Annotated in this window: 15 protein-coding genes; 6 read left to right on the top strand and 9 right to left on the bottom strand. The window is 72.1% G+C overall.

The window, feature by feature from the left end:
• Both D7W82_RS30910 and D7W82_RS30905 read left to right on the top strand, forming a co-directional pair.
• Positions 1-2,698, top strand: a 2,698-nt coding sequence (locus D7W82_RS30910; RefSeq protein ID WP_370451093.1) for an ATP-binding protein, incomplete at its 5' end; no start/stop codon positions are given.
• Between the two features lie 109 nt (positions 2,699-2,807).
• Positions 2,808-3,674 carry an outer membrane protein gene (locus D7W82_RS30905; RefSeq protein WP_233588037.1) on the top strand — a complete coding sequence of 289 codons (867 nt, stop codon included), beginning with the start codon at positions 2,808-2,810 and terminating at the stop codon, positions 3,672-3,674.
• Here D7W82_RS30905 and D7W82_RS42425 read toward each other — a convergent pair whose 3' ends face one another.
• Positions 3,675-6,182 carry a serine/threonine protein kinase gene (locus tag D7W82_RS42425; protein WP_199727878.1) on the bottom strand — a complete coding sequence of 836 codons (2,508 nt, stop codon included), beginning with the start codon at positions 6,180-6,182 and terminating at the stop codon, positions 3,675-3,677.
• Positions 6,166-7,461: a glutamate-1-semialdehyde 2,1-aminomutase gene (hemL, locus tag D7W82_RS30895; RefSeq protein ID WP_120621753.1), complete on the bottom strand. Its 1,296-nt coding sequence runs from the start codon at positions 7,459-7,461 to the stop codon at positions 6,166-6,168. Before hemL ends, D7W82_RS42425 begins: the two co-directional genes overlap by 17 nt.
• A 150-nt stretch (positions 7,462-7,611) precedes the next feature.
• Here hemL and gloA point away from each other — a divergent pair, with 150 nt between their 5' ends.
• The 3 genes from gloA to D7W82_RS30880 all read left to right on the top strand — a co-directional run bounded on the left by gloA (position 7,612) and on the right by D7W82_RS30880 (position 10,477).
• The gene (gene gloA, locus D7W82_RS30890) at positions 7,612-7,998 is read left to right on the top strand and encodes a lactoylglutathione lyase (RefSeq protein WP_120621752.1); all 387 of its coding nucleotides are present in this window, start codon (positions 7,612-7,614) and stop codon (positions 7,996-7,998) included.
• A gap of 205 nt (positions 7,999-8,203) precedes the next feature.
• Positions 8,204-9,532 carry a magnesium transporter gene (gene mgtE, locus D7W82_RS30885; RefSeq protein WP_120621751.1) on the top strand — a complete coding sequence of 443 codons (1,329 nt, stop codon included), beginning with the start codon at positions 8,204-8,206 and terminating at the stop codon, positions 9,530-9,532.
• 21 nt (positions 9,533-9,553) lie between these two features.
• Entirely contained in the window at positions 9,554-10,477 is a 924-nt protein-coding gene (locus D7W82_RS30880) for a hypothetical protein (RefSeq protein WP_120621750.1), read from the top strand.
• Between the two features lie 72 nt (positions 10,478-10,549).
• On the opposite strand, the gene D7W82_RS30875 is transcribed toward D7W82_RS30880, so the two are convergent.
• Genes D7W82_RS30875 through D7W82_RS30865 form a run of 3 tightly spaced genes read right to left on the bottom strand, consistent with a single transcriptional unit; the run spans position 10,550 to position 12,463 of the window.
• Positions 10,550-11,299, bottom strand: coding sequence for an SDR family NAD(P)-dependent oxidoreductase (locus tag D7W82_RS30875; RefSeq protein WP_120621749.1), 750 nt, complete (start codon positions 11,297-11,299; stop codon positions 10,550-10,552).
• 16 nt (positions 11,300-11,315) lie between these two features.
• Positions 11,316-12,236: a tetratricopeptide repeat protein gene (locus tag D7W82_RS30870; RefSeq protein ID WP_120621748.1), complete on the bottom strand. Its 921-nt coding sequence runs from the start codon at positions 12,234-12,236 to the stop codon at positions 11,316-11,318.
• Positions 12,233-12,463 carry a hypothetical protein gene (locus D7W82_RS30865; RefSeq protein WP_171423096.1) on the bottom strand — a complete coding sequence of 77 codons (231 nt, stop codon included), beginning with the start codon at positions 12,461-12,463 and terminating at the stop codon, positions 12,233-12,235. The genes D7W82_RS30870 and D7W82_RS30865 overlap by 4 nt, the downstream gene beginning before the upstream one ends.
• Before the next feature lie 176 nt (positions 12,464-12,639).
• Between D7W82_RS30865 and D7W82_RS30860 the strand changes: the two genes are divergently transcribed.
• A complete protein-coding gene (locus tag D7W82_RS30860; RefSeq protein WP_120621747.1) occupies positions 12,640-13,473 on the top strand; it encodes an SDR family NAD(P)-dependent oxidoreductase in 834 nt (277 codons plus the stop codon).
• Between the two features lie 4 nt (positions 13,474-13,477).
• Here the strand turns inward: D7W82_RS30860 and D7W82_RS30855 are convergent, their stop codons facing one another.
• The 4 genes from D7W82_RS30855 to D7W82_RS30840 all read right to left on the bottom strand — a co-directional run.
• On the bottom strand, positions 13,478-13,852 hold the full coding sequence (locus tag D7W82_RS30855; protein ID WP_233588036.1) for a hypothetical protein: 375 nt from the start codon (positions 13,850-13,852) through the stop codon (positions 13,478-13,480).
• Positions 13,853-14,043: 191 nt separating this feature from the next.
• Positions 14,044-14,559: an HAD family hydrolase gene (locus D7W82_RS30850; protein WP_120621745.1), complete on the bottom strand. Its 516-nt coding sequence runs from the start codon at positions 14,557-14,559 to the stop codon at positions 14,044-14,046.
• 13 nt (positions 14,560-14,572) lie between these two features.
• On the bottom strand, positions 14,573-15,613 hold the full coding sequence (locus D7W82_RS30845; RefSeq protein ID WP_120621744.1) for an MXAN_5187 C-terminal domain-containing protein: 1,041 nt from the start codon (positions 15,611-15,613) through the stop codon (positions 14,573-14,575).
• A gap of 40 nt (positions 15,614-15,653) precedes the next feature.
• The coding region (locus D7W82_RS30840; RefSeq protein ID WP_233588035.1) for a prolipoprotein diacylglyceryl transferase at positions 15,654-16,960 on the bottom strand (1,307 nt) is incomplete at its 5' end.

Below are 16,960 nucleotides of genomic sequence, written 5' to 3'. Positions count from 1 at the left end.
GAGGAGCACAGAGCGCACGAACCGTCGGGTGGGGACGGTTTCCGAGGAACCGGAGGCGGTGTACCGCCTCTTCGACGACATGCCCCTGGGCGTGTTCGTGCTTCGGGACGGCCTGCTCATCCACGCCAACGCGGCCCTGTCACGCCTGCTGGGCGTGGCGCGCGAGCAGCTGTTGGACAGGCCGGTGACAACGCTCCTGTGGGAGCCGGGGCCGCTGGAGGACCCGGCGGACCGGCTCGCGCGGCGGCTGGGTTCGTCACCCGTGGCGGGCACCTACGAAGCGTGGCTGCACGTGGGCGCTGGCGGGCTGCGCGTGGAATTGACGGTGCACCCGCACGCCCGGGATTGGGTGGTGCAGGTGCGCGATGTGACGTCCCGGGTCCGGCGCCGCATGGTGCTGCGGCGGCTGGCGGAGCTGGGGAGCGCGGTGCGCGCGCTGCACTCCGAGGACGCGGTGCGCGAGGAGGTGTTCCGGGGACTGGAGGCGCTGGAGCTGGGCTTCGCGTGGCTGACGCCCCGGGGCGTGGGCGTGGAGCTGTCCGTGGCGGGGCTGTCCCCCCGGATGGTGCCGCACGCGCCGTCGCTGGGAGGCCGCGTGCGGGTGGAGACCCCTGGCGGCTGGGCGCCCGCGCTGGTGCGCACCTGGCGCGACGGCGATGCGTGGGTGGAGGACCTGGGCGTGGAGGCGTCCCGGTTCGTGTCCGAAGCGCGCATGGACGCGGTGCTGGCGGTGTTCCGGCGCGTGGAGACGCACCGGGCGGTGGGCGTGCGCATCGACGTGGAGAACGCGCCCATGGCCATGCTGGTGCTGGCCGCGGACTGGCTGAGCGAGGAGGACGTGGCCGCGGTGCGGCTGTTCGGCCAGCAGGTGTCATCCGCGCTGGACGCGGCGCGCACCATCCAGCGGCTGAGCGTGCGCGCGACGGCGCTCACCGCGCTGGGGCGGCTGGCGTCACAGGCCGCGTCCGCGCCCCACCCGCGCGCCTTCTTCGGCTCCGGCACGGAGGAGATCTCAGGCCTGCTGGGTTGTGATGCCGTGTGCCTGCTCCTGCCCGCGGACACGCGGCACGAGTCGGGCGAGTCCCTGGAGCTCGTCTACGCGCGAGGCCTGTCCGAGGACGCGGTGGCGCGCGTGCGCCGCGCGCGGCTGGGGTCGCTTCCCCGTCCGGGCGGGATGCCGGACGCGGTGCAGGTGCTGGACGCGGAGACGTGTCCCGCGGCCACGCGCGACGCGCTCCGGGCGCTGGCGTTCCAGACGCTGGTGTCGGTGCCGCTGCGGGTGCGCTCGCGCGGCGTGGGCACGTTGAGCGTGCTGTTCCATGCGCGCCGCCGGCTCACCGCGCTGGAGGTGGAGACGCTCCAGGCCATGGGCACGCACTTCGCGGCGGCCATTGAATCCCACCGGCTGCTGGACGAGGTGCGCGGCCGGGCGGAGGACCTGGCGCTGATGCACGAGGTGGGCAAGGCGCTGGCGGCCACGCTGGAGCTGGACCGGCTGCTGGCCACGGGTGTCACCAGCCTGGCGCGCATCGTGGACGTGCCGGACGCGTACGTGCTCCTGCCGGATGCCCAGGGCGAAAGGCTCGCCATCCGCGCGGCGACGGGCGGCCACCCGGAGCTGGTGGGGCTCCACGTGCCGCTGGACCTGTCGTCGAACTCGCTGGCGGCCCAGGTGTACCGCACGCGCCAGCCGCTGCGCGTGGAGGACGCGCGGCTGGAGGTGCGGGCGGACGACGAGCTTCGCCAGGCCGCGGAGGCCCAGTCGTACATGGCGCTGCCGCTCGCCGTGCATGACCAGATGGTGGGCGTGGCGGTGATGGTGGAGACGCGCCGGCCGCGCCGCTTCACGCCCTCCGAGCTGGAGCGCGCGGACGCCATCGCCAACCAGCTGTCGCTGGCGCTGGAGGGCGCGCGGCTGGTGGAGGACCTGAAGCAGAGCTACGCGGAGCTGGCGCGCGCGCAGGAGCAGCTGGTGAACCGCGAGCGGCTGGTCGCGCTGGGTGAGCTGTCCGCGGTGGTGGCCCACGAGGTGCGCAACCCCCTGGGCGCCATCTTCAATTCGGTGGCCACCATCCGCCGCATCATCGGGCCGGAGAGTCCGGCCATCCCGCTGGTGGACATCGTGGGGGAGGAGGCGGACCGGCTCAACCGCATCGTCGCGGACCTGCTCACGTTCGCGCGGCCTCCGTCGCCACACCTGTATCCGGTGTCGGTGACGCAGCTGCTGGAGGAGGCGGTGAGCAGCGCGCTCGCCGACGTGGGCGGCACCTCGCCGTCTCAAGTGCGGGTGGAGTGGGTGATGGAGGAGGACGTGCCGGCGGTGACGGTGGACGAGCGGCTCATCCGCCAGTGCTTCCTCAACGTGGCGCTCAACGCCGTGCAGGCCATGCTGCCCCAGGGCGGCACGCTGCGCGTGGTGGCGCGCAAGGCGTGGCTGGACCGGGCCGGCGTGCAGGTGGAGATCAGCGACACGGGGCCGGGCATCCCGGCGGAGCTGCGCGCGCGCGTCTTCGAGCCCTTCTTCACCACCAAGGCCCAGGGCACCGGGCTGGGGCTCGCCGTGGTGAAGCGCATCATTGATTCACACGTGGGCCAGGTGTCGCTGGACGCGCCGGAGACGGGCAGGGGCACCATCTTCCGCCTCTTCCTGCCGCTGGAGCCGCCGGTGGCGCCGAACCTGCCCCTGACGGGCGCGTGACGGCAAGGCGCGCGGGGGAGAGTGAACAGTCCCCCGCTCGAAAATCCCCTTCGCGCGCCCGGGTCGCGTCTGCTGCCGGCCTCGAGGGTGCACCTCCCAGGGGATGACCATGCGCGGATCGCAAGTCGTGGCAGGAGTGCTGGCGTGGCTGTTCGGGATGGCGGGCTCCGCTCGCGCGGAGGAGGACGCGCCGCGGAAGGAGGAGCCGCGCGTGGAGCTGCGCGCGGTGGCGGAGCTGGGCTTCCTGGACGTCCTGGCGCACAGCCTGCGTCAGGGGAGCGATGGAACCATCTTCCGCTTCCCGGAGGACGGCGGGCAGGACAACCTCTACACGTTCGTACGCCTGAGCGCGGAGCTGTCCCTGCGCGGGCGGCACACGCTGGTGTTCCTGGTGCAGCCGTTGGACCTCCAGACGCAGGTCGTGCTGCGGCGGGACGTCACGATTGACGGGCTCACGTTCCCGGAGAACACGAACCTGGACGTGCGCTACGCGTTCCCGTTCTACCGGGCCAGCTACCTCTATGACCTGCTCGGCGGCCCCGAGCGGGAGCTGTCCGTGGGCGCGTCCCTCCAGCTTCGCAACGCGACGTTCGTCTTCACCTCCGCGGACGGGACCCTGCGGCGGACCACCCGGGACGTGGGGCCGGTGCCGCTGCTCAAGGTGCGCGTGCGCTGGCCGTTGAGTCAGAACTGGTGGGTGGGGCTGGAGGCGGATGGCAGCTACGCGCCGGCGGCCATCATCAACGGCGACAGCGACTCGGCCACGACGGGCGCGCTGCTGGACGCGAGCCTGCGCGGCGGCGTGCGTGTCACCGACCAGGTCGATGTCTTCCTCAACCTGCGCTACCTGGGCGGCGGCGCGCGAGGCACGTCGGACGACAACGACGACGAGTTCGGCGACGGCTTCACGAGCAACTGGCTGAGCACCGCCACCGTGTCGCTGGGCATCCAGTACCGGCTGCCGGCGCTGGACTGATCAGCCGCCGCCTTCGCCGCCGCTCAGCAAGAGCCACATCACGCCGAAGCCCAGGCCGCACGCCAGGGCCACCACCACGAGCATGGCCCAGAAGCGGTACTGGGGCGGGATGGGCCACAGGCCCTGGAGCGGGTTGCCCCCCGTGGACTTCTTCACGGGCTTCTTCTTCTTGTTGTCGCGCTTCTGGGCGGCGAGCTCGGCTTCGCGGCGCTTCAGCTCGGCTTGCCGGAGCGCCTCGGAGATGTCCATGTCGTAGCCCACGAGCGTTTCGCGCGTCTTGGTCCGCACCTGCATGGGGCGCGTCTCATGGGGCCGCTCATTCACGACGGGGGCCTGGCGGCGCGGGGCCTCCTTGGGCGGGACGTAGGGGGTGGCCTTCTCGTCCAGGTAGGCCGGCATGTTGCCCGTCGTCTGGGACAGGGCGCCGAAGATCTTCGCGGCCTCCAGGGCCTCGGTGGCTTCGCCCGCGCCCTGCGACGTCCAGGGCACCGGCAGCTCGTCCTGGGACATGGGGCGGGTGGCGTCCGGGAACGCCTCGGCGGGACGCGCCTGGGGGGCACGCGGCGCCGCGCTCGCCTTGGGACGGCCGGGATTGTCGACGTCGGTGCCCTCATCGTCCGCGTCGTCGTCCGTGTCCGGGCGCGAAGCCATGGGCAGGGAACCGGCACCCTCGGTGGCGTCGTCCTCTCCGGAGCCCGGGGTCCAGCCGCCCTTGCCGGCGGCGGGCAGGCCCGTGGCGCTCTTGCGCGCGGGCCGCTCGTTGGTGGTGGAGTCCTCACTGCCTGCGCCGGGAGTCCAGCCCGGGCGCGAGGGGCGGTTCTGCATCGGTGAGTCCTCCGGGGCCGGGGGGGGCCCCTCACTGTGAGACGCTCGAAGGTGTGTAACGGAGTCTTTCGCGTCCGGGCCCGGATTCCAATCCGGCCGAGGCGGTTCTTCCGCCGGAGCCTGCCTGCCCGAAGGCGAAGCCGTGGGCGTGGGGGTCCGCTCCCCCGGGTCGGTGGTGTCCTCGGAGCCCGGGCCCCCACGCGATACCAGCGGGCTGGGAGCCTCTTGAGGGGTGGCCTCGTCCGCACCCGGCCCGGAAGTCCACTGCGCGCGAGCCCCTCCGGACGCCGCTTCCGGGGTCTGGGGAGGAAGTCCCGGCGTGGTGGGCTCCGCGGCGCCAATGCCTGGCAGCCAGGCATCCATGGTGATTTCCAGGTTGTGCAGCCGCGCCGGAGGCGCCTTGCGCGGCAGCTCCGCCGCGTCGCCAGACTCCGCCCGGAGCCTCTGCGCCTCCGCCGCCGCGCGCAGCGCCTGCTCCACCTTCGCCGCGTCCAGCGCCTCGGTCTGCTGCCCCACGCTGGCGTACTCCGGCGGTGGCGGCCTCGCGGCGTCCGCGCTCTCCGCCTGCCGCAACTTCGCCGCGTCCAGCGCCTCCGTCGCGATGTCCTCCTGCGCGCGGAGCGCCTCCGCCGCATCCACGGCCCCGGGGGGCGCGAGCACGGACGGGAACTCCTGACGTGTGTTCGCGCGCTCGGGCTGCTCGCGCAGCAGGTCGTCCAGCACCTGCTGCTCGATGACCTTCTCGCGCGGGAAGGCCGCCGACATCAGCCGCACCAGGTCCTGATCCGTCACGTTGGGCGCCAGCTTCTCCTTCAGCGCGCCCAGCGCCTCCGCCATGGCCGTCGCCGTGGGGAAGCGGTCGTTCGGCTCGGACGCCAGCGCGCGCGCCAGGAACGCGTCCACCGCCCGCGGCAGGTCCGGCCGGTAGCGCCCCGCCGGCTCCCACTGCGGATAGGCCGCGCGCCGCCAGCGCTCCAACGGGTCGCCCCGCTGCGACAGCGGCTTCCACGAGAACAGCTCCCACAGCACCACGCCCACCGCGTACAGGTCCGCGCGCCGGTCCACCGTGCGCTTGCGGGCCTGCTCCGGCGCCATGTACGTGAGGTTGCCAATCACCACGCGCGGCGCCGTCTGCTGCTCCTTCAGCGTGGACTGCGCCGCGCCGAAGTCGATGATCTTCACCTCGCCCGCGTAGCTCACGCACACGTTCGCGGGGGACAGGTCGCGGTGCACCAGGTGCAGCGGGTGCCCTTCTTCATCCGTCGCGTCGTGCGCGTACGCCAGGCCCTCGCACAGCCGGATGCCCATCTGGAGCAGCGGCCCCAGGGGCATCATCCGCTGGCGTTGCCGCAGGCGGTACGCGAGCCGGCTGAGCGTCTTGCCCAGCACGTACTCCATGGCGAGGAACAGCTGCCCGTCCACCTCGCCCATCGCGTACACGCGCGCGATGTTCGGGTGCGCCAGCCGCACCACCACGCGGGCCTCGTCGCGGAAGCGGCCCACGAACTGCCGGCTGTCCACCAGCCCCGGCAGCACCTTCTTCACCACCACCGCGCGCCCCACGCCCTCCTCGCGCGCGAGGAAGACCTCCCCCATCCCCCCGGCGCCAATGCGGCGCACGAGGGTGTAGGGGCCGAAGCGCACGGGCCCGCTCAGGGCCTCTGGCTCAACGGGCGTCGCCAAGCGCGCGGAACGCCTTGCGGGCCGCGGCGAGCACGTGCGCCACCTCCGGCTCGCCGATGGCCAGCGACACGAACGCCGCCTCGAACTGGCTGGGCGGCAGGTACACACCTTCCTGGAGCATCGCGTGGAAGAAGCGCCCGAACTTCGCCGTGTCCGCCTTCTTCGCGGACGCGTAGTCGAACACCGGCTCCGCCGTGAAGAACACCGTGAGCATGCTGCCCACGCGGTTCACCGTCACCGGCACGCCCGCCGCCTTCGCCTCCGCGCGGAAGCCCTCCTCCAGCAGCAGGCCCAGCTGCTCCAGCCGCTGGTACGTCCCCGGCGCCGCCAGCGCCTTCACGCAGGCCAGGCCCGCCGCCACCGCCACCGGGTTCCCGGACAGCGTGCCGGACTGGTACACGGGCCCCTCCGGCGCCACCTTCGACATGATGTCGCGCCGGCCGCCGTACGCGCCCAGCGGCATGCCGCCGCCCACCACCTTCGCCATGGTGGTCAGGTCCGGCTTGAGCCCGTACAGCTCCTGCGCGCCGCCGCGCGCCAGCCGGAAGCCCGTCATCACCTCATCCAGGATGAAGAGCACGCCGTGCTTCTGGCAGAGCTTCTGCAACCCTTCGAGGTAGCCGGGGCGCGGCACCAGCACGCCCATGTTGCCCACCACGGGCTCGATGATGGCGCAGGCGATGTCCTGGCCCTTCTCGTTGAAGATGCGCTCCACGGCCTCCAGGTCGTTGAAGGGCGCGGTGAGCGTGAGCGACGCCAGCGCGGACGGCACGCCCGGCGAGTCCGGCAGGCCCAGCGTCTCCACGCCGCTGCCCGCCTTCACGAGGAACGGGTCACCCGCGCCGTGGAAGCAGCCCTCGAACTTGAGGATGTGGTCGCGGCCGGTGAAGCCGCGCGCCACGCGGACGGCGGCCACCGTGGCCTCCGTGCCGCTGGAGACCAGGCGCACCTTCTCCACCGAAGGCACCGTGGCGCAGAGCAGCTCCGCGAACTCCACCTCCGCGGCGACAGGCGCGCCGAACGTGGTGCCGCGCCGCGCGGCCTCCAGGATGGCCTCCACGATGGGCGGATACGCGTGGCCCAGGATGAGCGGGCCCCAACTGCCCACCAGGTCCACGTAGCGGTTGCCGTCCACGTCGGTGAGCCACGCGCCGGAGCCCTCCTTGAAGAAGACGGGGTCGCCTCCCACGCCACGGAAGGCACGCACCGGAGAGTTCACGCCACCCGGGATGCGCGCCTGCGCACGGGCGAAGAGGGCCTGGCTTTGAGCGTGTTTCATGGCCGGTTCCATAGCACGCGCCGGACGCGCGTCCCTGCCCCGAGTGGCCCGCCGGTGTCGGCTTTTCACCCCCGAGCGGCTGCCTGCCCGGACGGTGGAGGACGTCACACCTGGCTTCACCCGATGGACGCGGGCGGTTATAGCCACCGCATGCGCATCCTCCACACCATGCTCCGGGTCGGCGACCTGGAGAAGTCGCTCGACTTCTACACCCGCGTGCTCGGCATGACGCTCCTGCGCCGCCAGGACTACCCGGACGGCAGGTTCACCCTCGCCTTCGTCGGCTACGGCCCGGAGGACACCCACCCGGCCCTGGAGCTGACCCACAACTGGGACACGGCGAAGTACGAGCTGGGCTCCGCCTACGGCCACATCGCCCTGGGCGTCAGCGACATCCACGCCACCGCCAACGCCATCCGGCAGGCCGGCGGCAAGGTCGTCCGCGAGCCCGGCCCCATGAAGCACGGCACCACCGTCATCGCCTTCGTGGAGGACCCGGACGGCTACAAGGTGGAGCTCATCCAGCAGAAGACCTGACCCACTCCCGGGCTGCGCCCCTTCAGAGCCGGGGCGCCCTCCCGTGAACCCGTGGACACGGGTGGCATGGGCAGGCAGGCGGACAGGACTTTCCGCTCGATGTTTCGCGCCTTCCGCTCGCCGTGTCCCCAGGAGGGGTGTAGAGAGGCCCGCGCGCATCGCAGCGAGGCGCGCACCCTCCCCCTCTTCTTTCGAGGCCGTCGTCATGGTGGAGAGTCCCCAGAGCCAGAACGCGCTGTCCCCCGACGAGCTTCACGAGGCGTGGGCCGTGCTCTCCGTGGACGAGCGCCTGGAGGGCTTCCGCCTGCTGCCCGCGGCGGTGGCGGATGACTTCTTCCTGGGCCTCAGCGCGCGCGAACAGGGCGAGCTCATCCTCAGCCTGCCCCAGGCCGAGCGCCGCACCTGGGTCCGCCTGCTCCCCCCGGACGACCTGGCCGACCTGGTCCAGGCCGTGGAGCCGGAGCAGGTGGACGCCATCCTGTCGCAGCTGGACGACGCCAGCCGCCGCGAGGTGAACGTCCTCCTGGCGTACTCGGAGGACGACGCGGGTGGCCTCATGAACCCGCGCTTCGCCCGCGTGCGCCCGGACATGAGCATCGACGAGGCCATCGGGTACCTGCGCAAGCAGGCGCGCGAGAAGGTGGAGACCGTCTACTACGCCTACGTGCTGGACGCCGAGCAGCGGCTGCAGGGCGTGCTGTCCCTGCGCCAGCTCTTCCAGGCCGCGCCGGACAAGCGCGTGGCGGACGTGATGATTCGCGACGTCATCACCGTGGCGGAGAACACGGACCAGGAGGCGGTGAGCCGCACCTTCTCCGAGCACAGCTTCATGGCCATGCCCGTGGTGGACGAGCAGCGGCGCATGAAGGGCATCGTCACGGTGGACGACATCGTGGACGTGGTCCAGGAAGAGGCCACGGAGGACATCCAGAAGGTCGGCGGTATGGAGGCCCTGGACGCGCCCTACTTCGACGTGGGCTTCCTGGCGATGCTCAAGAAGCGCGCCGGCTGGCTGATGGTGCTCTTCCTGGGGGAGATGCTCACCGCCACCGCCATGGGCTACTTCGAGCACGAGATTGCCCGCGCCGTGGTGCTGAGCCTCTTCATCCCGCTCATCATCAGCTCCGGCGGCAACTCCGGCAGCCAGGCCACCACGCTCATCATCCGGTCGCTGGCGCTGTCGGAGATGCGGCTGAAGGACTGGTGGCGCGTGGCCCGGCGGGAGCTGAGCACGGGCCTGGCGCTGGGCGCGGTGCTGGGAATCGTGGGCTTCCTGCGCGTGATGGCGTGGCAGGCGCTGTTCCACAGCTACGGCGACCACGCGTTCCTCATTGGCATGACGGTGGGCGTGTCGCTGGTGGGCGTGGTGATGTTCGGCACGCTGTCCGGCTCCATGCTGCCGTTCATCCTGCGGCGCGTGGGCTTCGACCCCGCGAGCGCGTCCGCGCCCTTCGTGGCCACGCTGGTGGACGTGTCCGGACTCGTCATCTACTTCACGGCCGCGAGCCTCTTCCTGAGCGGAACCCTGCTGTAGTCGGCGACGCTCCCAGGTCCCATGATTCCCACCACCCGCCGGCGCACGCTCACCCTCGCGGAGCCCGAAGCCCCTGGCCGTCCCGCGCACGTCTCCGCCGCCAGCGGCCTGGTGCGCGCGGGGGACTGGCTCTACGTCGTCGCGGACGACGCGCTCCACCTCGCGGTGTTCCCCGCCACCGGAGACGCGCCGGGCCACACCGTGCGCCTCTTTCCGGGCGAGCTCCCGGCTGAGCACTCGGCTCGCAAGGTGGCGAAGCCGGACCTGGAGGCGCTGTGCCGGCTGGGCCCGTCCGCGTCCTTCGCGCACGGGGCGCTGCTGGCCCTGCCCTCGGGGTCCACGCCCGCGCGGCGCCGGGCGTCGGTGCTGCCCCTGAACGCGGACGGGACGCTCGCGGGCGAGCCGCGCACGGTGGACTGCACGTCGCTCTACGTACAGCTGGAGCGCGAGCTGGTGGCGCTCAACGTGGAGGGCGCGGCGGTGGCGGGCAAGCGGCTGCGGCTGCTCAACCGGGGCAACGGCGAGGGCGGCGTGGACGCGCTGGTGGACCTGGACCTGGACCGCGTGCTGGCCAGCCTGGACGTGGGCGTGATGGGGCCGGAGGCCGTGCGCACCGTGCGCCGGTGGGAGCTGGGCGAGGCCAATGGCGTGCGGCTGTCCTTCACGGACGCGTCGCCGCTGCCGGACGGGCGCGTGGTGTTCACCGCCACGGCGGAGGCGTCTCGCGACCGCGTGGCGGACGGGCCGGTGAAGGGTTCCGCGGTGGGGGTGCTCGCGCCGGACGGCACGCCCGTGTACCTGGACGCGGTGGACGTGCCCGTGAAGCTGGAGGGCGTGGACGCGCGCGTGGAGGGTGGCCGCGTCCACGTGCTGCTGGTGGCGGACGCGGACGACCCGTCCGTGCCCGCGCCGCTCCTGGAAGCCGCGTTGCTCGTGCCGGGCTGAAGCGCCTGGCGCGCCGCCAGCGTCGCGGCGAGGGCTTGCGCCTCACGCCGGCATCGTAGCGCCTTCCCTTGCTCAGCCGCCGCGCTTCACCAGCAGCGGCCCGAAGGCCTGCGCCACCGGCATCATGGAGATGACGTTGATGTTCACGTGCGCGGGCCGCGTGGCCACCCAGTACGCCGTGTCCGCGACGTCCTCGGGCGTGAGCGGCTGGGTGTTCTGGTAGAGCGCCGCGGCCTTCGCGTCGTCGCCGCGGAAGCGCACGCTGGAGAACTCCGTGCCGCCCAAGAGCCCCGGCTGGATATCCGTGACGCGCACGGCGGTGCCGTGCAGGTCCGCGCGCAGGTTGAGCGTGAACTGATGCACGAACGCCTTCGTCGCGCCGTACACGTTGCCGCCCGGATACGGGAACTCGCCCGCGATGGAGCCGATGTTGATGACGTGCCCGCGGTCGCGCGCCACCATGCCCGTGAGCGCTTCGCGCGTGCAGTACAGGAGGCCCTTCACGTTGGTGTCCACCACCACGTCCCAGTCCTCCAGCCGCGCCGCCTGCGCGGGCTCCATCCCCAGCGCGAGCCCCGCGTTGTTCACCAGCACGTCCACCTGCGCGAAGTCCGCCGGCAGCGAGGCGAACGCCGCCTTCACCGCCGCCTTGTCCGTCACGTCCAGCGTCACCGGCAGGAGCCGCTCGCCCAGCTCCGCCTTGAGCGCGTCCAGCCGGTCGCTCCGCCGTCCGGTGGCGATGACGCGCGCGCCCTCCTTCACGAAGCGGCGCGCGATGGCCTGCCCGATGCCCGCCGTGGCCCCTGTCACCAGCACGTTCATGTGAATGTCTCCTGCGTCAGTCGCCGCGGTCGCGGGCGGCTTCCTCGGCGCTGCCGCCCATGGCTTCCACGGAGGTGCGCGCCTGCTTGCTGCGGTCGAACGCCACCTCCTTCTTGCCAATGCCCTCCACCGTGAGGTTGGCCAGGCGGCGGCGTGCCCGGGCGATGGCGTCCTGCACGAGCGTCGGGTCGGGGTGCGTCTTCAGGCACTCCACCCAGGTCTCGATGGCCTTCTCGTTGTCGCCCGCGTCGGCGCGCAGCTTGCCCATCTCGAAGAGGGCGTACGGCGCCAGCTCCGAATCCGGGAAGCGCGTGCGCAGGTCCGCGTACGTCTTCAGCGCTTCCTGGCGCTTGCCCTCCACCATGGCCAGGGCCTGCGCCTGGAGGAAGAGCGCGTCGTCCACGTAGGGGCTGGTGGCGAAGCGGTCCGGCAGCTTCTTCGCCTCCAGCTCGCACTGCGGATAGTCCTGGAGCTCGAAGTACGTCTTGGCCACCTGGTACTGCAGCTCCGCGCTCTGCGGCGGGTTGCGGTGCAGCGCGGCGGTGAGCTGATCAATGGAGCCGCGCAGGTCGCGGTAGTGCACCCGCAGCAGCTCCGCCAGGATGATGCGCGCCTCCAGCGACTCCGGAGACTCCGGGCACTGCTGGATGAGCTGGCGGTAGACGCTCACCGCCTCCTTCACCTTGCGCTGCTCCAGCCAGTACACGTCCGCCGCGCCCTTGAGCGCCCGGGCGCGCATCACCAGCGCCTCCGGGGTCTCGTCGCGCAGCAGCATCTCGTAGGCCTTGCGGTACTCCACCAGCGCTTCGTCCGGACGCTTCTCGAAGATGGCGTCGCGCGCGCGCTGCATGTGGTCCACCGGCTTGTCCCGGCACCCCGTGACGGCGAGCGCCCCCACCGCCAGTGCGCACGCCCAACGCGACAGTCGCCGCGTCATTGGCAGGACTCCGGGATGAGGCGCACGCAGCGCGTCTCGTCGCAGCGCACGCACTCGCGCTCGGAGGAGACGTCCGTCACGCACACGGAGACGCGCGACGTCCTGGGGCAGTCCTCGGACGTCACGCAACGGTAGAGGCCCCCGTCGGTCCGGGTGATGTCCACCGGCGTCGAGCCGCAGTTCTCCAGGTCGTTGCATCCCAGGAGCGCCGCCGCCGCGACTGCCATTACTGCCACCAAGGCGCGTTGCACGGCCGTGGGTTCTAGCCAACTTCTGACCTGGGGTCACGAACCGTGCGCCCGCCTGCCCGCCCGTCCGGAAGCAGGAGTTCCCCGAGTTTCGCCCGCCGTGCTAGCCCTGCCGCGTCACGACGTCCCCCTCTCGCCCCAGGAGTCCGAAAACCATGAGCCTTCCCTCTCGTCCTCGCGCGGTGGTGACGGGCGCCGGCAGCGGCCTGGGCCGCGCGCTGTGTGAAGCGCTGGCGGCCCGTCAGGCGCGGGTCATGGTGTCGGACATGAACGCGGCCAGCGCGGAGGAGACCGCCCGCCGCGTCACGGAGCTGGGCGGCGAGGCGCGCGTGCACCCGTGCGACGTGACGGACCCGGACGCGGTGGAGGCGCTGGCGCGCGCCACGGACGAAGCGTTCAGCGGCGCGGACCTGGTGGTGAACAACGCGGGCGTCGCCACCGGAGGCGCGGTGGGCACGCTGCCCCTGTCGGAGTGGAAGCGCGTGCTGGACGTGAACCTGTGGGGCGTCATCCACGGCTGCCACGCGTTCGTGCCCCGCCTGAAGAAGCAGGGCTCCGGGCACGTGCTCAACATCGCGTCCGCGGCGGGGCTCGTGTACGCGCCGAACCTGGCGGCCTACAACACGTCCAAGGCCGCGGTCGTCGCGCTGTCGGAGACGCTCTACGCGGAGCTGCGACCGCTGGGGCTGGGCGTCACGGTGGCGTGCCCCACGTTCTTCCGCACGAACATCGCCTCCGCGGCCGCGCCCTACTCCGACCCGGAGACGCGCCGCATGAGCGTGAAGCTGGTGGACCAGTCCAGGATTGGACCGGAGTGGGTCGCCGAGCGGCTGCTCAAGGCGGTGGACCAGGGCGCGCCGCACGTGCTGCCCATGGCGGATGCGCGCTGGTTCTGGCGGCTGCGGCGGCTGGCGCCCGGGCTGTTCCTCCGGGGCGTCATCGCGGTGGAGAAGCGCATGCGCGAGCGCACCGCGCGCCTCCCCGGCTAGAACCTCAGTTGCTGCGCTGCTGCGCGGGCGCCTTGCCGGACGTGAGCACGGTGGTGTCCACGGACGCCATCGAGTTGCGCTGCTTGACCATGCGCGCCTTCTGGTTCTGCTTGTCCTCGTGCTTGAGGATGGCGGCCATGTGGGCGTCGGCCACCTTGCACTGGATGGCGCTCACCTCCTGGTGACGCCGCCCCAGCTCGTTCCACATGGCGAGCCGGCCCTGGCTGCCCAGGAGCCGGTCCTCGACCGCGTCCAGGGCCTGGTCCATCTGCTTGCCCTCGGCCTCCAGGACCGCGAGCCGCGCTTCGGAGTCCTCGGGGGACTGCCCGCATCCGGTGGACACGGCGAGCCCCACGGCCACCGCCAGTCCGAGCCACATCCGCCGCATCCCCACGTCGCCTCCCAGGTGTCTCGGGCCGTCCACCGGCCTTCAGGCAGCGCAAGGTAGGAACGGGCCCTGGGAGCGACAACCCGAGCGCCAGGCAGGGAGGTAGGCGTTTCCAGCAGCGAACGTTTGGGCATCTTTCCCCTCCCACCGCTTTGACGGTGAGGCAGAAGGGCCCGCGCACTTCAGGGCGCGGAGCGCGCCCGGTGTTTCAGGATGAACTCACACACCTCGCGCGCGGCGCCGAAGCCCGCGGCGCGCTGGGCCACGTAGTGCACCCGGGCGCGCACCTCGTCCGGCGCCTCCGGCACGGTGGCGGAGAAGCCCACCGCGTTGAGCAGCGGCAGGTCCACCACTTCATCCCCCATGTAGCCGCAGTGCTCGGCGGACACGTTGAGCAGGGTGAGCAGCTTCTCGAAGTGCGCCACCTTGTCCTGGCTGCCGAAGTGCACGTGGCGCAAGCCCAGCGACTGCATGCGCATCTGCGCGGACAGGCTGTCGCCGCCGGAGATGGCGGCCACCTCGATGCCCGCTTCCTGAAGGCGCTTGATGCCCATGCCGTCACGCACGCTGTACATCTGCGTCCAGCCGGAGTTGGGCACCCAGAAGATGCGGCCGTCGGTGAGCGTGCCGTCGATGTCGAAGATCATCACCGACAGGCGCGCCACCCGCGCCTTGAGCGACTCCAGGTCCTGGTTCATGCCGTGCCTTTCGCTACTTGGGCACGGCCTTGAGCGAGGCCTTGCCGTCCTTGATGACGACCTTGAACTCCACGGCCTTCGCGTTGTGCTGCTTGAGCAGCTCCGGCACCTGCTTGCGCAGCGTGGCCGCCACCGACTCGTAGGACAGCTTGGACGTGTCCTCCTGGCAGCGGCGCTTCGCGGTGACATAGGCGTCGTACACCGCGCGCAGCTTGTCGTCGGACATGCCGCCACCGGGGCCGGCCGCCGCGGGACGAGGCGCCGCCGCGGCGGCAGGGGCCGCGGGACGGGCGGGCTGCTGCGGAGCCGCCGCCGGAGCCTTCGTGGCCATGCCCGGAGGCACCGCCGGACGTCCCGCCGCCGGGGTCCCCACGGGCGCGATGGACGGCAGTCCGCTCACGGGCGAGACCGCCGGAGCCGACTGCTTCGGCGGCACCAGCCCCGCGGGCGTGCCCCGGGGCGCGCCGGCCGGCTGCGCCGCGACAGGGGCCACCGCCGGACTGCCCCGGAAGGGCGTACCGGCCGGGCCCTGCTGCTCCGCCATGTACTCCGAGGCGAGCTTCGGCTCGTTGATGGGGCGGCGGCCGGTGAGCTCTTCAATCTCCTCGAAGTCCATGTCGTCGACTTCTTCGGGGATCTCCACCACGCCCTTCTGGCCGGTGGCACCGGCTGGCTTCGTCCCGGCGCGACGGCGGGCCTTGGCCAGGTCGCGGCGGTAGGTGCCGGCTTCAATCTCCTGGAGCGTGCGCGCCCACAGCCGCTCGTAGGTGAGGAACTTGTTGTGGAGGCTCTGCACGCGGAACTTCACCGACGTGCTGCGGATGAAGGCCCCCTTGAGCTTCAACATCCGCTTCTTCAGGTCCTCATGCGCGCGGATGGGCGCCTGACGCTCCATGCCCAGGAAGTACTGCTCGTAGCTGTGGCGCAGCTCCGCGATGGCCGCCTCCAGCTCCTCACATTGCTGAAGGGCGGCTTCGCTGGAGGAACTGGCGTCCTGTTGCGCGGGCCGGGCCCCACCTTTGGAGGCGGGCCGTGCGTTGTCGGGCGGCGGCATGTTCCCGGGAGTGTCCCCAACCCGGGCGCGGCTCGCAACCTCAGGCCGCTGACGGTGTAGGCCCCAGGCCAGCGGCCTCACCCGCCGGTCGGTGGCGCGCCATCAGCAGCGCACCGAAGGTGAACATGCACAGGGAGATGAACTGGCTGGTGGACACGTTGTACCAGGCCTCCAGGGGCACCGCCCCGGCCAGCCCCTGGGCCCCCAGCGACTCCAGCAGGCCGTGCAGGGTGCCGCGCTCCACGTCGCCCCGGAACAGCTCCACCGTGGTGCGCAGGCAGGCGTAGGCCATCAGCCACAGGGCGAAGATGTGCCCGTGGAAGCGGCGGAAGCGGCGCGCGTACAGGAGCGCCACGAAGAGCACCAGCTGCCCCACCGACTCGAAGAGCTGCGTGGGGTACACCGGCAGCGTGGTGCCGTGCTGGGCCACCCAGTCGGAGATGCGCACCGCGCCCGGCGCCCACTCGTGGAGCACCTGTCCGGTGGCCTCCACCACGAAGCGGTCATCCCCGGCCTGCGAGCCATACGCCAGGCTGGACGCGCGCCCCAGCTGGCCGAACAGGTCCTGGGCCAGCCCGGAGCCCGGGAAGGTGACGCCCGTGTGCGAGTGGCTCCCGGCCATGTCGCCCCAGCAGCACCCGGCGGAGAAGCACCCCAGGCGCCCCAGGCACTGCCCCAGCGACACGGTGGGGATGCACACGTCCGCCAGCCGCAGGAAGTCCAGGTCGTATTTGCGGGCGAAGAGGAACGCCGCCAGCCCCGCGCCAATGAGGCCGCCGTAGAACACCAGCCCGCCGCCCAGGGAGAAGACCTGCGTCCAGTCGCGCGCGTAGTCCTGCCAGTTCACCAGCACGAACAGCACGCGGCTGCCCACGAGCCCGCCCACCAGCACCCAGAACGCCAGGTCCAGCACCTGCTCGCGCTTCTGGGGCCCCTCCGTGTCCACCCAGCCCCGGCCCTCCACGAAGCTCACCCGGCGCCACTCGTCCTGCGCCAGCCGGCCCGCCACCGACACCGCGGTGACGAAGCCCGCGGCCAGGAGCACGCCGTAGGTGTGCAGCGGGATGCCCTCGCCCTTGCCGCCGGGGAAGGCGTCCGCGGGCAGCGCGTACATCAGGCCGAAGTACGCGAGAAAGCCGCCCACCACCGCGAACCCCAACGCGCGCAGGAGCTTGTCCTGGAGCGGCGCGGGGCCCTCCTTGCCCGTCTCCGCGTCCACCGGCCCCAGCGTGCCGCGCCAGCCATTGACGGCGACGGAGGCCACCACCCCCACCGCGGCGGCGTACAGCAGGAGCTGCATCCACAGCGTGGTGAAGGACAGGCGCAGCAGGACGGGGAGCATGGGGA

The organism is Corallococcus sp. CA049B, assembly GCF_003611685.1.
Classification (GTDB): domain Bacteria; phylum Myxococcota; class Myxococcia; order Myxococcales; family Myxococcaceae; genus Corallococcus; species Corallococcus coralloides.
Note: the sequence above shows the minus strand (reverse complement) of the source record. Positions and strands in the feature narration are given on the sequence as shown.

Coding starts and splice junctions, on each gene's coding strand:
- hemL (WP_120621753.1), bottom strand. CDS start 7,461: ATGAAACACGCTCAAAGCCAGGCCCTCTTCGCCCGTGCGCAGGCGCGC.
- D7W82_RS30855 (WP_233588036.1), bottom strand. CDS start 13,852: ATGTGGCTCGGACTGGCGGTGGCCGTGGGGCTCGCCGTGTCCACCGGA.
- D7W82_RS30845 (WP_120621744.1), bottom strand. CDS start 15,613: ATGCCGCCGCCCGACAACGCACGGCCCGCCTCCAAAGGTGGGGCCCGG.
- gloA (WP_120621752.1), top strand. CDS start 7,612: ATGCGCATCCTCCACACCATGCTCCGGGTCGGCGACCTGGAGAAGTCG.
- mgtE (WP_120621751.1), top strand. CDS start 8,204: ATGGTGGAGAGTCCCCAGAGCCAGAACGCGCTGTCCCCCGACGAGCTT.
- D7W82_RS30880 (WP_120621750.1), top strand. CDS start 9,554: ATGATTCCCACCACCCGCCGGCGCACGCTCACCCTCGCGGAGCCCGAA.
- D7W82_RS30870 (WP_120621748.1), bottom strand. CDS start 12,236: ATGACGCGGCGACTGTCGCGTTGGGCGTGCGCACTGGCGGTGGGGGCG.
- D7W82_RS30865 (WP_171423096.1), bottom strand. CDS start 12,463: ATGGCAGTCGCGGCGGCGGCGCTCCTGGGATGCAACGACCTGGAGAAC.
- D7W82_RS30875 (WP_120621749.1), bottom strand. CDS start 11,299: ATGAACGTGCTGGTGACAGGGGCCACGGCGGGCATCGGGCAGGCCATC.
- D7W82_RS30905 (WP_233588037.1), top strand. CDS start 2,808: ATGCGCGGATCGCAAGTCGTGGCAGGAGTGCTGGCGTGGCTGTTCGGG.
- D7W82_RS30850 (WP_120621745.1), bottom strand. CDS start 14,559: ATGAACCAGGACCTGGAGTCGCTCAAGGCGCGGGTGGCGCGCCTGTCG.
- D7W82_RS30860 (WP_120621747.1), top strand. CDS start 12,640: ATGAGCCTTCCCTCTCGTCCTCGCGCGGTGGTGACGGGCGCCGGCAGC.